This is a genomic window from Enterobacter cloacae complex sp. ECL352 (genome assembly GCF_020149545.1).
Lineage (GTDB): Bacteria > Pseudomonadota > Gammaproteobacteria > Enterobacterales > Enterobacteriaceae > Enterobacter > Enterobacter asburiae_B.
In genome coordinates this window covers 360,060-374,547 of sequence record NZ_CP083709.1, presented here as the reverse complement: position 1 = coordinate 374,547, position 14,488 = coordinate 360,060, and the positions used below count along the sequence as shown (strand labels likewise).

15 protein-coding genes are annotated in these 14,488 nt (G+C 57.2%); all 15 read left to right on the top strand.

All coding sequences use genetic code 11. The features are described from left to right. Positions 1-8: 8 nt before the first annotated feature. The 15 genes from tssA to tssG all read left to right on the top strand — a co-directional run bounded on the left by tssA (position 9) and on the right by tssG (position 14,463). Positions 9-1,025: a type VI secretion system protein TssA gene (gene tssA / locus LBF07_RS01750; RefSeq protein WP_094934699.1), complete on the top strand. Its 1,017-nt coding sequence runs from the start codon at positions 9-11 to the stop codon at positions 1,023-1,025. Positions 1,026-1,100: 75 nt separating this feature from the next. Continuing rightward, on the top strand, positions 1,101-1,625 hold the full coding sequence (gene tssB / locus LBF07_RS01745; protein ID WP_008502644.1) for a type VI secretion system contractile sheath small subunit: 525 nt from the start codon (positions 1,101-1,103) through the stop codon (positions 1,623-1,625). A 3-nt stretch (positions 1,626-1,628) separates the two neighbouring features. Then, positions 1,629-3,128: a type VI secretion system contractile sheath large subunit gene (gene tssC, locus LBF07_RS01740; RefSeq protein WP_014884232.1), complete on the top strand. Its 1,500-nt coding sequence runs from the start codon at positions 1,629-1,631 to the stop codon at positions 3,126-3,128. Between the two features lie 346 nt (positions 3,129-3,474). Further along, the gene (locus LBF07_RS01735; protein WP_008502640.1) at positions 3,475-3,957 is read left to right on the top strand and encodes a type VI secretion system tube protein Hcp; all 483 of its coding nucleotides are present in this window, start codon (positions 3,475-3,477) and stop codon (positions 3,955-3,957) included. 57 nt (positions 3,958-4,014) lie between these two features. Continuing rightward, positions 4,015-4,557, top strand: coding sequence for a hypothetical protein (locus LBF07_RS01730; protein WP_094934698.1), 543 nt, complete (start codon positions 4,015-4,017; stop codon positions 4,555-4,557). Next, positions 4,548-4,955: a putative T6SS immunity periplasmic lipoprotein gene (locus LBF07_RS01725; protein WP_094934697.1), complete on the top strand. Its 408-nt coding sequence runs from the start codon at positions 4,548-4,550 to the stop codon at positions 4,953-4,955. Before LBF07_RS01730 ends, LBF07_RS01725 begins: the two co-directional genes overlap by 10 nt. Positions 4,956-5,066: 111 nt before the next feature. After that, positions 5,067-5,420, top strand: a complete 354-nt coding sequence (locus LBF07_RS01720) for a T6SS amidase immunity protein Tai4 family protein (protein ID WP_094934723.1) — start codon at positions 5,067-5,069, stop codon at positions 5,418-5,420. A gap of 188 nt (positions 5,421-5,608) precedes the next feature. Then, positions 5,609-6,007, top strand: a complete 399-nt coding sequence (locus LBF07_RS01715; RefSeq protein WP_094934696.1) for a hypothetical protein — start codon at positions 5,609-5,611, stop codon at positions 6,005-6,007. A 591-nt stretch (positions 6,008-6,598) separates the two neighbouring features. Further along, positions 6,599-8,362 (top strand): type VI secretion system-associated FHA domain protein TagH, encoded by a 1,764-nt coding sequence (gene tagH / locus LBF07_RS01710; RefSeq protein ID WP_094934695.1) that lies wholly within the window; start codon positions 6,599-6,601, stop codon positions 8,360-8,362. Continuing rightward, positions 8,359-9,156 (top strand): PP2C family serine/threonine-protein phosphatase, encoded by a 798-nt coding sequence (locus tag LBF07_RS01705; protein ID WP_014884226.1) that lies wholly within the window; start codon positions 8,359-8,361, stop codon positions 9,154-9,156. Before tagH ends, LBF07_RS01705 begins: the two co-directional genes overlap by 4 nt. 16 nt (positions 9,157-9,172) lie before the next feature. Beyond that, positions 9,173-10,171: a hypothetical protein gene (locus LBF07_RS01700; protein ID WP_033145791.1), complete on the top strand. Its 999-nt coding sequence runs from the start codon at positions 9,173-9,175 to the stop codon at positions 10,169-10,171. A gap of 9 nt (positions 10,172-10,180) precedes the next feature. After that, complete coding sequence (locus LBF07_RS01695; protein ID WP_094934694.1) at positions 10,181-10,993, top strand: type VI secretion system accessory protein TagJ; 813 nt, start codon at positions 10,181-10,183, stop codon at positions 10,991-10,993. After that, the gene (tssE, locus tag LBF07_RS01690; protein WP_033145789.1) at positions 10,986-11,549 is read left to right on the top strand and encodes a type VI secretion system baseplate subunit TssE; all 564 of its coding nucleotides are present in this window, start codon (positions 10,986-10,988) and stop codon (positions 11,547-11,549) included. The genes LBF07_RS01695 and tssE overlap by 8 nt, the downstream gene beginning before the upstream one ends. Positions 11,550-11,551: 2 nt before the next feature. Then, on the top strand, positions 11,552-13,423 hold the full coding sequence (tssF, locus tag LBF07_RS01685) for a type VI secretion system baseplate subunit TssF (RefSeq protein WP_039263601.1): 1,872 nt from the start codon (positions 11,552-11,554) through the stop codon (positions 13,421-13,423). Next, a complete protein-coding gene (gene tssG / locus LBF07_RS01680) occupies positions 13,420-14,463 on the top strand; it encodes a type VI secretion system baseplate subunit TssG (RefSeq protein WP_094934693.1) in 1,044 nt (347 codons plus the stop codon). Before tssF ends, tssG begins: the two co-directional genes overlap by 4 nt. Positions 14,464-14,488: the final 25 nt, after the last annotated feature.

Genomic DNA, 14,488 nt, shown 5'->3' with positions numbered 1-14,488 from the left:
GGGATCTCATGAATATCGAAGAATTTCTCGCGCCAATCAGTCCCGAAAAACCCTGCGGCGAAAACCTGGAGTACGACGCCGACTTCCAGATCATGAATCAGGCAAGTCTTGGAAAAGCGGAACAGCAGTTTGGCGACACCATTATCCCGGCAGAGCCCGCTGACTGGAACACGGTGGAAAAATACGCCACCAGCCTGCTGACTCGCACCAAAGATCTTCGCGTACTGCTGGCGTTAACCCATGCCTGGACGCGCCGCCGCGGGCTAGCGGGCTACGCGGACGGATTATTGCTGGTGCAGGAGGCGATCGCCCGTTACTGGGAGACGCTCTATCCGCTGCTGGAAGAGTATGGCGAAACCGATCCGTTCTATCGCATTAACGCCCTGGCAGGGCTGAGCGATAAATCCGACCTCACCGTCGCCGTGCGAAACGCCTCGCTTCTGCGTTCAAACGGCGATGAAATTTCGCTCCGGGATGCCCAGGCCCTGCTGGACGGCAGCAAGACGGAATGCCCGGACTATCCCGGCGGCCGTCCACGGCTGATTGACGAGCTGGCCCGCGGCGACCAGACCGGCACCGCCGCGGTTATCGTCATTAACGAACGTCTGCTGGCGATTCGCGAGCTTCTCACCGGGCATCTCGGTGAAAGCGGCGTGCCCGAGATGGAACAGCTGCTGAAAACTGTCGGACTGGTCGCCAGCGCGTGTCAGGTAACCGACATCAGCAAGCTGCTGCCGAACCGTGAGGCGCAGGCAGAACCCCAGGCCGAGCAGCAGTCGACGGCAGCGCAGCCCGTTCAGCCGGTCACCGACTGGCGCAGCGTGCAGATCACCAGCCGCGCCGACGCGCAGCTGATGCTGGAAAAAGCGAAGCAGTATTTTGCGCAGTACGAACCGAGCCACCCCGCACCGCTGATGATTGAACGGGTGCAGCGGCTGTCAGAACTTAACTTTATGGACATTATTCGCGACCTTGCGCCAGACGGCGTTAACCAACTTGAAAACATCTTTGGGCGCCGCGAATAACGCGTCCAGGCATTATGACGACAGGCATGGAGCCTGCCGTTTCACCTTCACCGCGCATCTTTGATGGAGAACATCATGGCAATGAGTAACAGTGGGCAGAAATTCATCGCACGTAACCGTGCCCCCCGCGTGCAGATCGAGTATGACGTAGAGATCTACGGTGCAGAACGTAAGATTCAGCTGCCGTTTGTGATGGGCGTCATGGCCGATCTGGTCGGCAAACCGGTTGAAAATCTGCCGGCCGTCGACGAGCGTAAATTCCTCGAAATCGACATCGACAACTTTGACGAACGCATGAAGGCGCTGAAGCCGCGCGTGGCGTTCCAGGTGGATAACACCCTGACCGGCGAAGGCAAGCTCAACGTGGATCTGACCTTCGACAGCATGGACGACTTCCTGCCGGATGCGGTGGCCCGCAAGGTCGAGCCGCTGAACAAGCTGCTGGAAGCGCGTACCCAGCTCTCCAACCTGCTGACCTATATGGACGGCAAAAACGGTGCGGAAGAGCTGATCGCTAAAATTCTGCAGGATCCGACGCTGCTCAAATCCCTGAGCCAGTTGCCGAAAAATGACGAAAGCGCGAAAGGTAGCGAGGAATAATCGATGAGCAACCAGACTCAACAACACGAGCAGCAGGCGGGTCAGGCGTTCAGCCAGGATGAATTCAGCGCGCTGCTGAACAAAGAGTTCCGCCCGAAAACCGATCAGGCCCGTTCAGCCGTCGAAAGCGCGGTCAAAACGCTGGCGCAGCAGGCGCTGGAAAATACCGTCACTTTCTCCAACGACACCTACCGCACCATTCAGAACCTGATCGCCGGTATCGACGAGCAGCTGTCGCAGCAGGTAAACCAGATCATTCACCACGAAGAGTTTCAGAAGCTGGAGAGCGCCTGGCGCGGTCTGAGCTACCTGGTGAACAACACTGAAACTGACGAGATGCTGAAGATCCGCTTTATGAGCATCTCCAAGCAGGAGCTGGGCCGCACCCTGAAGCGCTTCAAGGGCGTGGGCTGGGACCAGAGCCCGATCTTCAAGAAAATCTACGAGCAGGAGTACGGTCAGTTCGGCGGCGAGCCGTTTGGCTGCATCGTGGGCGACTACTACTTCGACCACAGCCCGCAGGACGTTGAGCTGCTGGGCGAAATGGCGCGCATCGGCTCTGCGGCGCACTGTCCGTTTATTACCGGTACCGCGCCGGGCGTGATGCAGATGGAGTCCTGGCAGGAGCTGGCTAATCCGCGCGACCTGACCAAGATCTTCCAGAACACCGAATACGCGGCCTGGCGTTCGCTGCGTGAATCCGAAGATGCCCGCTATCTGGGCCTGGTGATGCCGCGCTTCCTGTCGCGCCTGCCGTACGGCATTCGCACCAACCCGGTCGACAGCTTTGACTTTGAAGAGCAGACCGACGGCGCGAACCACAACAGCTACTCGTGGGCGAACGCCGCGTATGCGATGGCCGCCAACATCAACCGCTCCTTCAAAGAGTACGGCTGGTGCACCTCGATTCGCGGCGTGGAGTCCGGCGGGGCGGTGGAAAACCTGCCGTGCCATACCTTCCCGAGCGATGACGGCGGCGTGGACATGAAGTGCCCAACCGAGATCGCCATCAGCGATCGTCGTGAAGCTGAGCTGGCGAAAAACGGCTTTATGCCGCTGGTTCACCGCAAAAACTCTGACTTTGCCGCCTTCATCGGCGCGCAGTCGCTGCAGAAACCGGCCGAGTACCATGACCCGGATGCCACCGCCAACGCGCGTCTGGCCTCTCGTCTGCCGTACCTGTTCGCCTGCTGCCGCTTTGCGCACTACCTGAAGTGCATCGTGCGCGACAAAATCGGCTCCTTCCGCGAGCGCGAAGAGATGGAGCGCTGGCTGAACGACTGGGTCATGAACTACGTCGACGGTGACCCGGCGAACTCCTCTCAGGAGACCAAGTCCCGTAAACCGCTGGCGGCTGCGGAAGTGCAGGTGCAGGAGATTGAAGACAACCCGGGCTACTACGCCGCGAAGTTCTTCCTGCGTCCACACTACCAGCTGGAAGGTCTGACCGTTTCCCTGCGTCTGGTTTCTAAACTGCCGTCGCTGAAGACGAAAGACGCGTGATGAAGACACGGACGCCCCCTCTCCCTTGAGGGAGAGGGCGGGGGTAAGGGGAAAATACCGCTGCGGTGGTTATTCATTTTTCCTCAAACGTCACGGTCCGTAAGAATTCAAAAAAATTAATCCCCGGTAATGCCGGGCTTATTCGGTTCCAGAATAACGCCCGGTAGTAAAGGCTTCACATTCTTTCCGTTCATTCAGGGGGAATGTAAGACTGTCAAATGACACGGGTCATTTGATATGAGGCAGAGGTAAAATATGGACGGTTTTATTCAGCCCCATGCTTTCCTGTTTGCCATATAAGTGCTTTTTCGAAAGCAATATTGTTCATCCACGAAGAGTAGATATTATGGCTATTGATATGTTTCTGAAGGTCGAGGGTGTTACGGGCGAATCTAAAGATTCTAACCACACCGGCTGGACTGATATTACCTCCTTCTCCTGGGGCGCTTCCCAGCCAGGTAATATGAGCGTTGGCGGTGGCGGCGGTGCCGGTAAAGTTAACTTCAACGACCTGCACGTTAACGCGCTGATCGACAAATCCACCACCGCTATCCTGAAACACTGCGCCAGCGGCAAACACCTGACCAAAGTTGAGCTGTCCGTCTGTAAAGCCGGTGGCCAGCAGGTGGAATACTCCCGCATCACGCTGGAAGATGTGCTGGTCACCTCTGTTCAGTACACCGGTGCTGACAACGGCGATACCGTTGGTGTGACCTATGCATTCCAGGCTGCGAAAGTGAAACAGCAGTACTGGGAGCAGACCACGTCTGGTGGTAAAGGTGCTGAAAGCAGCGCTGGCTGGAACATCAAAGAAAACAAAGAAGCGTAATTGCGTATGTGGCCGGGGAGTTTTCCCCGGTCATTATCAACCGGGAAGGAAGATAGCATGGCAAGTTTGCAGGAAGGAGGCGCCCGTCCTCTCACCATTGGCGAAATAGCACTGGCGCGCTCGGTTTTTGGTGACGCAATAAAGTACTCAGAAGTGAAAGTCCATAATAAAAGCTATTTGCCATTTAATATGCAGTCGACAGATGTCGCGATGACTCCCAATGGTGAGCTCTATTTTCGCGAGCCGCATTATAGGGATGACTTCTCGATAGAGGTTCCGCGATATAAACACTGGTTTATTCACGAAATGGTGCATGTATTGCAGCATCAGATTGGAATGAATGTTCGAACCCGAGGCGCATTCAGTTGGGCAGCAAGTTATAATTATTCTCTGCCCCCCGATAAAAAATTATCGGACTTTGGTATGGAGCAGCAGGCTTCTATCATTTCAGATTTTTATTATTTGGTAAATTACGGTCTGGGTGATTTCCGAAACATTGCCGGTTTTGAGGGAATTATCGGACCCGACCTGAAGGATAAATATCTGCAGGTATTATCGTTGTTTATTCAAAATCCTAAAGACCGGCGGGTATGGTTATGAAACAGTTACTCAGTGTTGTAGCAATCGCATTAACGGTGAGTGCCTGTGTATCTCATCCTGCACAATATAAGTCGCTTTCGGTTACGCTAAAGGACAACGAACCCTGCTTTGCTATTCCCGCTAACTCCGGGTTAGACGCGCCTGTCACCAGCCATTCGCCCACCATAATGAAACGCGCGGGAAATGAATGGAAAGCGGTATCGCCGCCGTCAACGTTTAGCCCTGAGGTGACGTTAACGACCCAACAGTGTCACCAGTGGAAGGGGATAGCGTGGCAAGCCGGAGAATATGATGTTGCTCTGAAAGTGTCAGGGAAAAACGATTCTATTCGCTATGCTGCTCGTTTCACCTTACAGGAAAGTCCTTCGGGCCAGTTTAAGCTTACGCAGACTGAATAGAATGTGTTAACCCCAAACGCCGCGGCTCACGCCCGGGCGGATGCCGATATTATCGATATTGATGACTACTGTTTACCGGGCACCTACCAACGCAACGTTCTGGAGCATGAAATGAAACGTTTACTGCTGCTCGTGTTGGCATTAAATGCCTCTGCTGTTTATGCCCAAACGCTGCCTGATATCAGCGCTTTTTCTCAGCAACAAATCTTTGAAAACTGGGTGCAAAACCGGTGTATCGGTAAGATTGCGGACAGCAAAGCCCTGAAAGCTGATGCCGAGGCTAGTGCCGCCGCATGGCTCGAAGCTAGCAATTTGCCTGCTGAAAATTTTGAAAAAGCAGACAAGGTGATTGCTTCTCTACTGAAAGAGAAAGTGGGTGGCACTCAGCCGGGGCATTATCAGGTTTTGAAGTGCAGCTTAATCGCCAATAGCGATGCGATTCGTCCGCTGAATGCCCTAAAATAGCATTTCACCCTTTATTTATGCGTTAGACATAAGGAGTTTTCCATGGCAAATCAGTCAAACGTTGCTCCGGGTTACTGTGTGGTACAGCAACCGGGTACGCTGGATTTCAAGGCAAGACAACTGTTTGGTAATTCACGTGAGGATTTGTAGGAGAACAAATGATAATTTAATATTTAGCGGAGAATAGCGTGATTATTGATAACATGTACTCTGCTTTTATTATCTGTGTTTTTGCCATTTTTATAATCCTTATGCTAACGTTCTATGTTGATTACCGGAAACATTCCGGTCAGGTTGATAAAATCTATGAGTTGCTAATTCAAAAGAATTTTCTCAAGGAAGAGGATTATCAAACTTGGAAAAATCTTGGTTTTTGGGGGTTTGGTTTTCGCACTACAATTTTATCAAGGCTTGTGAAGGGCAAGCGTATAAAGTTGACGGAATCACGTTGGCTTGAGCCTCAATCTTGCAACAATGTTTTATCTGGCTTCGAATTATCCTGGATTAATTCATATAACAGAAAAGTTAAAGTTGCCACGGCTTTGTTTGTACTGCTTTTAATACTTGCGGGCGTTAATGAAATTTAATTATACATTGAAGATTTAAATATTTTTTTGGGCTAGTGCTCGCGCTGACGCTCCGGATATATGTAATGTTATCTGCCTGGTGCTAGTTAAGGTAAATATGGATGACTTGTTTTTGTTTTTTGTTGTGGTTTTGTTAATGGTTGTTGTAATGATGGATTTGTTCAGTTCTCGTTATTTCAAAAAACACGAGGCTGATTATAATCGGTTACTTTCAGACTATCGGCGCAAGGGATATGATCTGGATCTTGTAACCAACTATGCTTCTTTTTTTGTTCGCTGGCCAATTATCAAAAAATAATCTGGTTTGTTCGCCTTTATAAAGGCGTTGAAATGAAATTCACGCGTGAAAGGCTTGTTCAGGAAGATGCTTATAAATATGTACAGTCGTTACCTGAAGAAAGAATTGGTTGGATGCTAAAATTACATCGCCGTTATAAGTTACAGGCGTTAATATTCACTCTATGGCTCATTGTTGGATTATATTTTATCACCTTCATTAAATAGTTTTTGATATTCAATTTCTCAAACGCCGCCGTTCTCGCCCCGAGAGCGGCAGCGTTTGAGCGCTAATCATACCAGCAGGAATACGTCATGCGATTCACGATTATTTCTACGAAACCCGGTCATCAGCCGCCGCAAAGCAGCTGTGATTTTTACGCCCCGGGCGGCACCATTGGGCGCGGTACGGATAACAATCTGGTGTTGCCGGATAATGACCGCACCATCTCTCGTCTGCAGGCCATTGTTCACGTTGACGCCCAGGGCGAATGCCGCGTGACCAACCGTGGCAGCGTCACCCGCGTGGTATTAAATGACATTCCGCTGGAGCGAGGGCGTCAGGTTGAGCTGCAGGATGGCGACATTCTCGGTATTGATGACTACCGTATCGAAGTGACCGAACTGATCCACGATACGCAACCCGTAAGCCGTATGGCGGCCAGTATGCATCAGCAGGCGCGTCCGGCAGCCGCACCCGCGCCCGCTGCGCAACCGATGCCGGCGAGTGCCGCACCGCGCGGGAAGGCCGAGCCAACCGCCGTGCCAACGGAGATCTGGGATAGCCTGATGCAGGAGTTCTCCATTTCCGACAGCATCTCCAGCAACCGTACAAAACCGCAGCCTGCTGCATCGCACGATCCGTTCTCCCAGCCTGCGGCCCCGGTGCGTAACGCGGAAGATCCGCTGGCGATGTTTAACGACAGCGATCCAAAGCTCGAGCGTAAGAATGTCGACCCGGACACGCTGTTCAGCGACGAAGCGTTGTTCAAAAAAGAGAGTATTTTTGACGACGTCACCCCGTCAACGCTGGTGCCGCCGGGCGAGAATAGCCCCGTGAAGCCAGAAGACGAGGCGACGGATGAGCTCGATCCGCTGGCCCTGTTTGGCGGTAAGGCCAGCGCGCCAGCCGCGCGTAATGACGACCCGCTCGGACTGATGGGCGGCGCGCCATTGACCCATCCGGATGACATTATTGCCGAAAAGCCTGCGCCAGTGCCGGAACCCGAGCAGGAAGAGGACGTGCTGGCCGATTCTCCGCTATTCGCCCCTGAGCCGCAGGAAGAACCGCGTGCTGAAGAAGAGCCCGCGCGGCCGGATTACGCGGGCTTCACCATGCCAACGCCGCAGGCCGTTGCGCGCAGCAGCGCTCAGGCGCCGAAGGGCCGTCTGCGCATTGACCCGGTCAATAACGCTGCCGCCCCAACCGCCACGGCAAACAGCGGTGAGAAGGGCGAAGTGCTGCAGGGCGAGCTGCTGGAGGCGCTGCTGGAGGGAATGGGGCTGAGCGAAATGCAGCCCGTCCCGCAGTTTGATCGGGAAAATATGCGTCAGCTGGGGCAGATCCTCGGCATGTTCTCTCAGGGAACCGTGGCGCTGCTCTCCTCGCGCTCCATCCTCAAGCGTGGCGTGAAGGCCGATATGACCATGGTGCTGGACGATGCCAACAACCCGTTCAAGCTGTTGCCGACCGGCAAAACCGTGCTGATCCAGATGTTCGGCACCCCGATGCCGGGCTTTATGCCGCCGACCAAATCCGTGCGCGACGCGCTGATCGACCTGCAGGCGCACCAGCTGGGCATGATCTCCGGTATCCGCGCCATCATTGCCGCGATGCTGCAGTCCTTTAACCCGGAACAGCTGGAAGAGCAGGCGAAGCAGAACGGGATGACCTCGCGTCTGGCGCTGCCGGGCAGCCGCAAAGCCGCCCTGTGGGACTATTTTGTGCGCAGCTATGGCGAAACGGCTGGCGAGATTGAGGATGATTTCCACACCCTGTTCGGCGAGGCCTTCCTTCATGCGTACGACATGGAGGTGAATCAGTACAAAGACTCACAGAGCGGATCGGAAGACAAATGAATATCGCAACGGCTTCTCTCTCCCGCCAGGGGACGCGCGCCAGCAACCAGGATCAGACGGGAGAAACCATAGGGGAACGTTCAGCCTGCTTTGTCGTCTGCGACGGCATCGCGGGCCTGCCGGGCGGTGAAGTGGCTGCAGAGCTGGCCCGCAACAGCATTATCTCCCGCTTCGATGGCGACAAACATCTTAATGCGCAGCATATCCGCGACTACGTGCAGACGGCTAACCGCACCATCCTCAGCGAACAGCAGGCCGTTCAGGACTATCGCCGGATGGGCACGACGCTGGTCAGCCTGTTCATTGACCGCGATTACGGCCTGGCCTACTGGGCGCACGCCGGAGACAGCCGCCTGTACCTGTTTCGCCGGGGATGGCTGTGGCATGTGACCACCGACCACAGCCTGGTGCAGCAGATGAAAGACGCCGGGCACCAGACCGACAACCTGAACAGCAACCTGCTCTATCTGGCGCTGGGAATTGAAAACGGCGGGCCGGAAGCGAGCTACAGCGACGTGGTGCAGGTTGAAGACGGCGATGCATTCTTACTCTGCACCGACGGGTTCTGGCACGGCGTTAGCGAAGAGCAAATGAAGCAGTCGCTGCATATGGTCAATACGCCGCAGGAGTGGCTGACCTTAATGAACCAAATCATTCAAAAGAATGGCGAACAGGAGGGGAATGCTCAGGATAACTATACTGCCCTGGCGGTATGGATGGGCAACCCTCAGGACACCACTTTGCTGCACACCCTCTCTGACGCAGCACAATTTCTTCCCTGCGGAACTGATTAGACACACAAGGAACGATATGAAACTTTGGCTATCGGGTTTGGCACTTCTGGCGGTCACCTCCACCGCGCAGGCTGAGAATTTCCGCATCGTGCAGTCTCCTGCGCAGAAGCTGGATATCTGGATCGACAACATTAAAGACAACACGCCGCAGAGCTGGTGTAAGCCTGAGGTGGCGCTGCGCATTGTGGCGAACGGCAAGAAGGACGTCTCCGTGCTGGAGAACTTTGTGCCGCGCCTTGGCTCCCTGCTGGAACACCAGTGCAGCAAAGTGAATAAGCTTAGCTGGACGCTCAACGATCCGGCGGGTACCACGCTGGCGCAGGGTACGGCAGGCAAAGCGCAGGACTGGGCGCTGGTGGTGAAACAGGACCAGGCCGCGCCTGCTGCGACCGTGACCGCAACCCCAACCAGCGGCGCGCTGCTGCCGCCGGACCAGAACGTGGCTTCCCGCACCGTCGCGGCTGACCGTACGCCGTGGCAGGAATTCACCCTGCAGGACGGCTGCCACCTGCGCACCTTCTGGGAAGGGGGCGCTTCCGCTCCGGCGCTCTTTATTCCGGATTCTGACACCACCCGCTGCGGTAACGGCAGCTGGCTGAGTGGACACACCGTGGTTTCACAGTCCCGCAACGGCGGACAGAAAGAGATGGCGGTGACGTATATCCACGGCTTCCCGGTGACGGGTCTGAATCAAAGCGCCGATCCTGAAAACGCGCTGATCACCTCCGTCAACAAAGAGCGCATGGTATTCAGCACCCCAAACAGCGACCAGAGCTGGATGATCCTGCCTTACGATAGCGCCCTGAACAGCTGGAAAAGCAACGGCACCGTAGCGGTGGAGATTTCCCGTGAAATCGCCAGCGACGATGCAAAACTGCAGGCGCGTATTGCGGCGGTGAAAAAAACCTGGAGCGCCTGGGTCGCACCCGGCACGCCGCTGAATATCGTCCTGATTGACACCCTGCGTCCTCAGCTGCGCGATCCGGCGGTCGGCGCATGGCGCGCGGCGAATTAAGGAGTGGCTATGAATACGCTCTATCAACACCTGGCGGGCGAGTCGCTCAGCGACGCGCTGGCGCGCCTTGAAGCTGAAATCAAAGCCCGTCCGGCGGATGCCGACCTCCGCGCCGCGTTCGTGCAGTTTTTAACCCTCAGCGGCAACTGGACGCGCGCGCTGACCCAGCTGAAAAGCTGGCTGGCGCTGAAGCCTCAGGCGAAGCCCACCGTCACGCTGCTGGAGCAATCCATTCAGGGTGAGCTGCAGCGCGCGCAGGTGATGGCGGGACAGGCGCGTCCGGCTATGCCTGAAACCCAGTGGCCGTGGCTGACGATCCTGGCCGCGGCGCTGAGCGAGGAGGGCGAGCGCGCCCGGGCGCTGCGTCTTGACGGCCTCGATCGGGCTGAAGCCATCCCCGGCCAGATTATCCTCGAAAACGAGGAGACGCAGGCGTTTGACTGGCTGATGGACGGCGATGCCCGTCTCGGCCCGGTCTGCGAAACCATCGTGAACGGCCGTTATTTCTGGCTGCCGTTCAGCGCCATCGCGGAGATCCGTTTCCAGGCGCCCGCCAGCGTGACCGATCTGGTCTGGCGTCACGCGCTGGTGCGCCTGACCGACGGTACGGAGCAGGTGTGTCAGATCCCGGCGCGTTACCCGTTTGCTGCCGATGCCACCGATGCGGTCAGGCTGGGCCGCACCACCGAATGGCAGCCGCTCGACGAAGACGGCACTCTTTACGAAGGCAGGGGCCAGAAGGCCTGGCTGAGCGATCAAAGCGAATACCCGCTGCTCTCCTTAAGCCTCGTGACGTTTGCGACGGATGGAGCCGATGAGTAATCCCGCTGGCGAAGGCGATCTGCTGCGCAGCGGCTGGCAAGCCCGCAGCAAGCAGGAGAAGGTGGGGGCGCGCGACAAAATGCAGCCCTCGCTGCTGGATCGTCTCACCGATAATGAGCCGGAAAAAAAACGCGAGTCGGCCAACAGCAATCTGATCACCCACGCCGCCCTGCGCCGCAACGTCCTGCGCGATCTGCAGTGGCTGTTTAACACCATCAACCACGATGCCTCCGGCGATTTGAGCGCCTTGCCGCACGTGAAGCGATCGGTGGTCAATTTCGGCGTCGCGCCGCTGGCCGGGAAAAGAATGTCGGATATCGAATGGCACGACATTCAGCGCAAGCTCACCGAGGCCATCATCAATTTTGAACCGCGCATTTTGCCGCAGGGGCTGCAGGTCCGCTGCGTGTCGGATACCTCCTCGCTGGATCTGCACAACGTGCTCTCCATCGAGATCAAAGGGCGTTTATGGTGTGTGCCGTACCCGCTGGAGTTTCTGTTTCGTACCGATGTCGATCTGGAAAACGGCCATTTTGAACTGAAAGATGCGGGGTAATCATGGAAAGTAAACTGCTCGAATATTACAACCGCGAGCTGGCCTACCTGCGCGAAATGGGGGCCGAGTTTGCCGAACGCTATCCTAAGGTCGCCGGACGGCTGGGCATGCGCGGCATCGAAGTGGCGGACCCGTATACCGAACGTCTGATGGAGGGCTTCGCCTTCCTGACCTCCCGCGTGCAGATGAAAATGGACGCGGAGTTTCCGCGCTTCTCCCAGCGTCTGCTGGAGATGATTGCGCCTAACTATCTCGCGCCCACGCCGTCGATGGCGATTGCGGAGATTGAGCCCGACAGCAGCCGGGGCGACCTGAGCAAGGGCTTTATCGTGCCGCGCGGTACCATGATGGACAGCCTGGCGCTAAAAAAAACCGGCGTGACCTGCAGCTATACCACGGCGCACGAGGTCAACCTGCTGCCGCTGAAAATCGACAAGGTCGAGCTGGGCGGCGTGCCCGCCGATCTGCCGCTCGCGCAGCTGGGGCTGAGCCAGCGGGGGATCGGCAGCGCCTTGCGGATCCGCATCGCCTGCGACGGCCCGCAAAACCTCGGGCACCTGGATTTCGACCGTCTGGAATTTTTCCTCGGCGGTCCGGACATTGAAGCGCTGAAGCTGCTGGAGCTGGTGATGGAGCATCACGCCGGGATCGTCTGTCAGACGGTCAGCCCGCAGCCGCAGCGGCAGCTGCTGGCGTCTGACGCGCTGCGCCAGGAAGGCTTTGAGCCTGACCAGGCCCTGCTTCCGGACGATCTGCGCAACTTTGACGGCTATCGCCTGCTGCAGGAGTATTTCGCGTTTCCGGCCCGTTTCCGCTTCATTAGCCTGAGCGGTCTGGGCAAGCTTATCGAGCGCTGTGAAGGCGAAAAAGCCTTCGACATCTTCATTCTGCTGGATAAATCGGATGAACAGCTGGAGCGCGTGGTTGATGCCAGCCATCTGGCGCTGCACTGTACCCCGGTCATCAACCTTTTCCCAAAGGTCGCGGCGCGTCAGAAGCTGAATGAAGGCCAGCATGAATACCATCTGGTGGTGGATAACATTCGTCCGCTGGATTATGAAATTTACGCGGTCAAAAAAATCTATGGCAGCGCGGACGGCCAGCGCGATGACCAGACGTTTCGTCCATTCTGGAGCACCTGGAGCGGCGATGCGGGCAACTACGGGGCCTATTTTTCCCTGCGCCGCGAACAGCGCGTGCTGTCCGAGCACGCCCTGCGCTACGGCACGCGCACCGGCTATATCGGCTCGGAGGTGTTTGTTTCGCTGGTGGATGAACAGCACGCGCCGTGGCAGGAAAACCTGCGCTATATCTCTGCCGAGGTGCTCTGCACCAGCCGCGATCTGCCGCTGATGCTGCAGCAGGAGCTCGGGCAGTTCATTATGGCCGACTCCATGCCGGTGAAATCCCTGACCCTGCGCAAAGGCCCAACGCCGCCGCGTCCGGCGCTGGCGGAAGGGTTCAGCACCTGGCGGCTCATCAGCCAGCTGCAGATGAACTACCTCAGCCTGATGGACAGCGAAAACGAAGACGGCGCGGCCGCGCTGCGCCAGCTGTTAGGGCTGTACGCCAACCTGGCAGAAACGCCCGTTGCGCGTCAGGTGGAGGGGGTACGCCACTGCGTGCTGGAGCCGGTTCACCGCCGCGTGCCTGAACCCGGCCCGGTCGTTTTCGCCCGCGGGATCGGCATTACCCTGACGGTCGATGAGCGTGCCTTTTCCGGCGCCAGCCCGTGGCTCTTTGGCAGCGTGATGGAACGTCTCTTTGCCCGCCTGGTGTCCATCAACAGCTTTACGGAGTTCACCCTGAAAAGTCAGCAGCGCGGCGAGATTGGCTACTGGGCGCCGCGCATGGGTAAAAGGGCGCTGATATGAGTGACGCTGCCACTGCACCGCTGCGCGTGCATCGCCTGACCCGTCTGCCGGACGCGTTCTGGCAAGGGGTTCGCGAGACGCCCTGGCGCTACGACCTGTTTCAGCTGTTAAGGCGCATTGATGCCCAGGGCGGCGAGCGCTACCCGCTGGGACGCGCGCCGCTGCCGAAGTTTGAGCCGCTGCGCATCGGCCAGCAGCCGTCGATGAGTTTTGCGCCGTCGACGCTGGCTCAGGTCCGCCAGCGGGAGGAAAGCGGGCTGCACGAGGTGTCTATCCTCAGTTTCGGCCTGTTTGGCCCGAACGGCCCGCTGCCGGTCCATATGACCGAATACGCCCGCGAGCGAATTTATCATCATCAGGACACCAGCCTCAGCGCGTTTGCCGACCTGTTCCATCATCGCCTGGCGCTGCTGTTTTACCGCGCCTGGGCGGATGCGCAACCCACCGTCTCCCTCGATCGCGCTGATAACAGGCGCTTTGAGGGCTACCTGGCGTCGCTGATTGGCATGGGCCAGCCGGGACAGATGAACAAAGGCAGCCTGAGCTCGCATGCTCGCTTTACCCACGCCGGGCACCTGACCCGTCACGGGCGGGATCCGGAGGGGCTGGAGAAGATCCTGCGCAACTATTTTAACGCGCCGGTTAAGCTGGTCAGCAACGTGCCGCAGTGGATGCCGCTTTCCACGCGCGAGCAGGCGCAGCTTGGCGCAGGGCGCCGCATGCCGCGCATGGGGGAATCCGCCTTTCTCGGCGTTGCCGTCCGCGACGTGCAGCACAAGTTTCGCATCGAAATTGGCCCGCTGAGCGCGGAGGAGTACAACCGTTTTCTGCCGGGTGAAGCTTGGGTCACCGAGCTGCGCGACTGGGTGCGTCAGTACGCCGGGGTGGAGTTTGAATGGGAAACGCGGGTGATCCTGCGTGAAGACGCGGTGCAGGGCACCACGCTCGGCAGCAATGGGCGATTAGGCTATAACACCTGGCTGGGCCTTCAGCCGCAGCCTGTCCCGCGTGGCGATCTGCTGTATCGCGCAGAGCGGTAATCCTTCCGTATACCGAATCATTGTT

Bases quoted from the DNA above. Each gene is read 5' to 3' on its own strand.
- LBF07_RS01705 (WP_014884226.1), top strand. From the start codon at position 8,359: ATGAATATCGCAACGGCTTCTCTCTCCCGCCAGGGGACGCGCGCCAGC.
- LBF07_RS01725 (WP_094934697.1), top strand. From the start codon at position 4,548: ATGGTTATGAAACAGTTACTCAGTGTTGTAGCAATCGCATTAACGGTG.
- LBF07_RS01720 (WP_094934723.1), top strand. From the start codon at position 5,067: ATGAAACGTTTACTGCTGCTCGTGTTGGCATTAAATGCCTCTGCTGTT.
- LBF07_RS01735 (WP_008502640.1), top strand. From the start codon at position 3,475: ATGGCTATTGATATGTTTCTGAAGGTCGAGGGTGTTACGGGCGAATCT.
- tagH (WP_094934695.1), top strand. From the start codon at position 6,599: ATGCGATTCACGATTATTTCTACGAAACCCGGTCATCAGCCGCCGCAA.
- tssE (WP_033145789.1), top strand. From the start codon at position 10,986: ATGAGTAATCCCGCTGGCGAAGGCGATCTGCTGCGCAGCGGCTGGCAA.
- tssB (WP_008502644.1), top strand. From the start codon at position 1,101: ATGGCAATGAGTAACAGTGGGCAGAAATTCATCGCACGTAACCGTGCC.
- tssG (WP_094934693.1), top strand. From the start codon at position 13,420: ATGAGTGACGCTGCCACTGCACCGCTGCGCGTGCATCGCCTGACCCGT.
- tssC (WP_014884232.1), top strand. From the start codon at position 1,629: ATGAGCAACCAGACTCAACAACACGAGCAGCAGGCGGGTCAGGCGTTC.
- LBF07_RS01695 (WP_094934694.1), top strand. From the start codon at position 10,181: ATGAATACGCTCTATCAACACCTGGCGGGCGAGTCGCTCAGCGACGCG.
- LBF07_RS01730 (WP_094934698.1), top strand. From the start codon at position 4,015: ATGGCAAGTTTGCAGGAAGGAGGCGCCCGTCCTCTCACCATTGGCGAA.
- tssA (WP_094934699.1), top strand. From the start codon at position 9: ATGAATATCGAAGAATTTCTCGCGCCAATCAGTCCCGAAAAACCCTGC.
- LBF07_RS01700 (WP_033145791.1), top strand. From the start codon at position 9,173: ATGAAACTTTGGCTATCGGGTTTGGCACTTCTGGCGGTCACCTCCACC.
- tssF (WP_039263601.1), top strand. From the start codon at position 11,552: ATGGAAAGTAAACTGCTCGAATATTACAACCGCGAGCTGGCCTACCTG.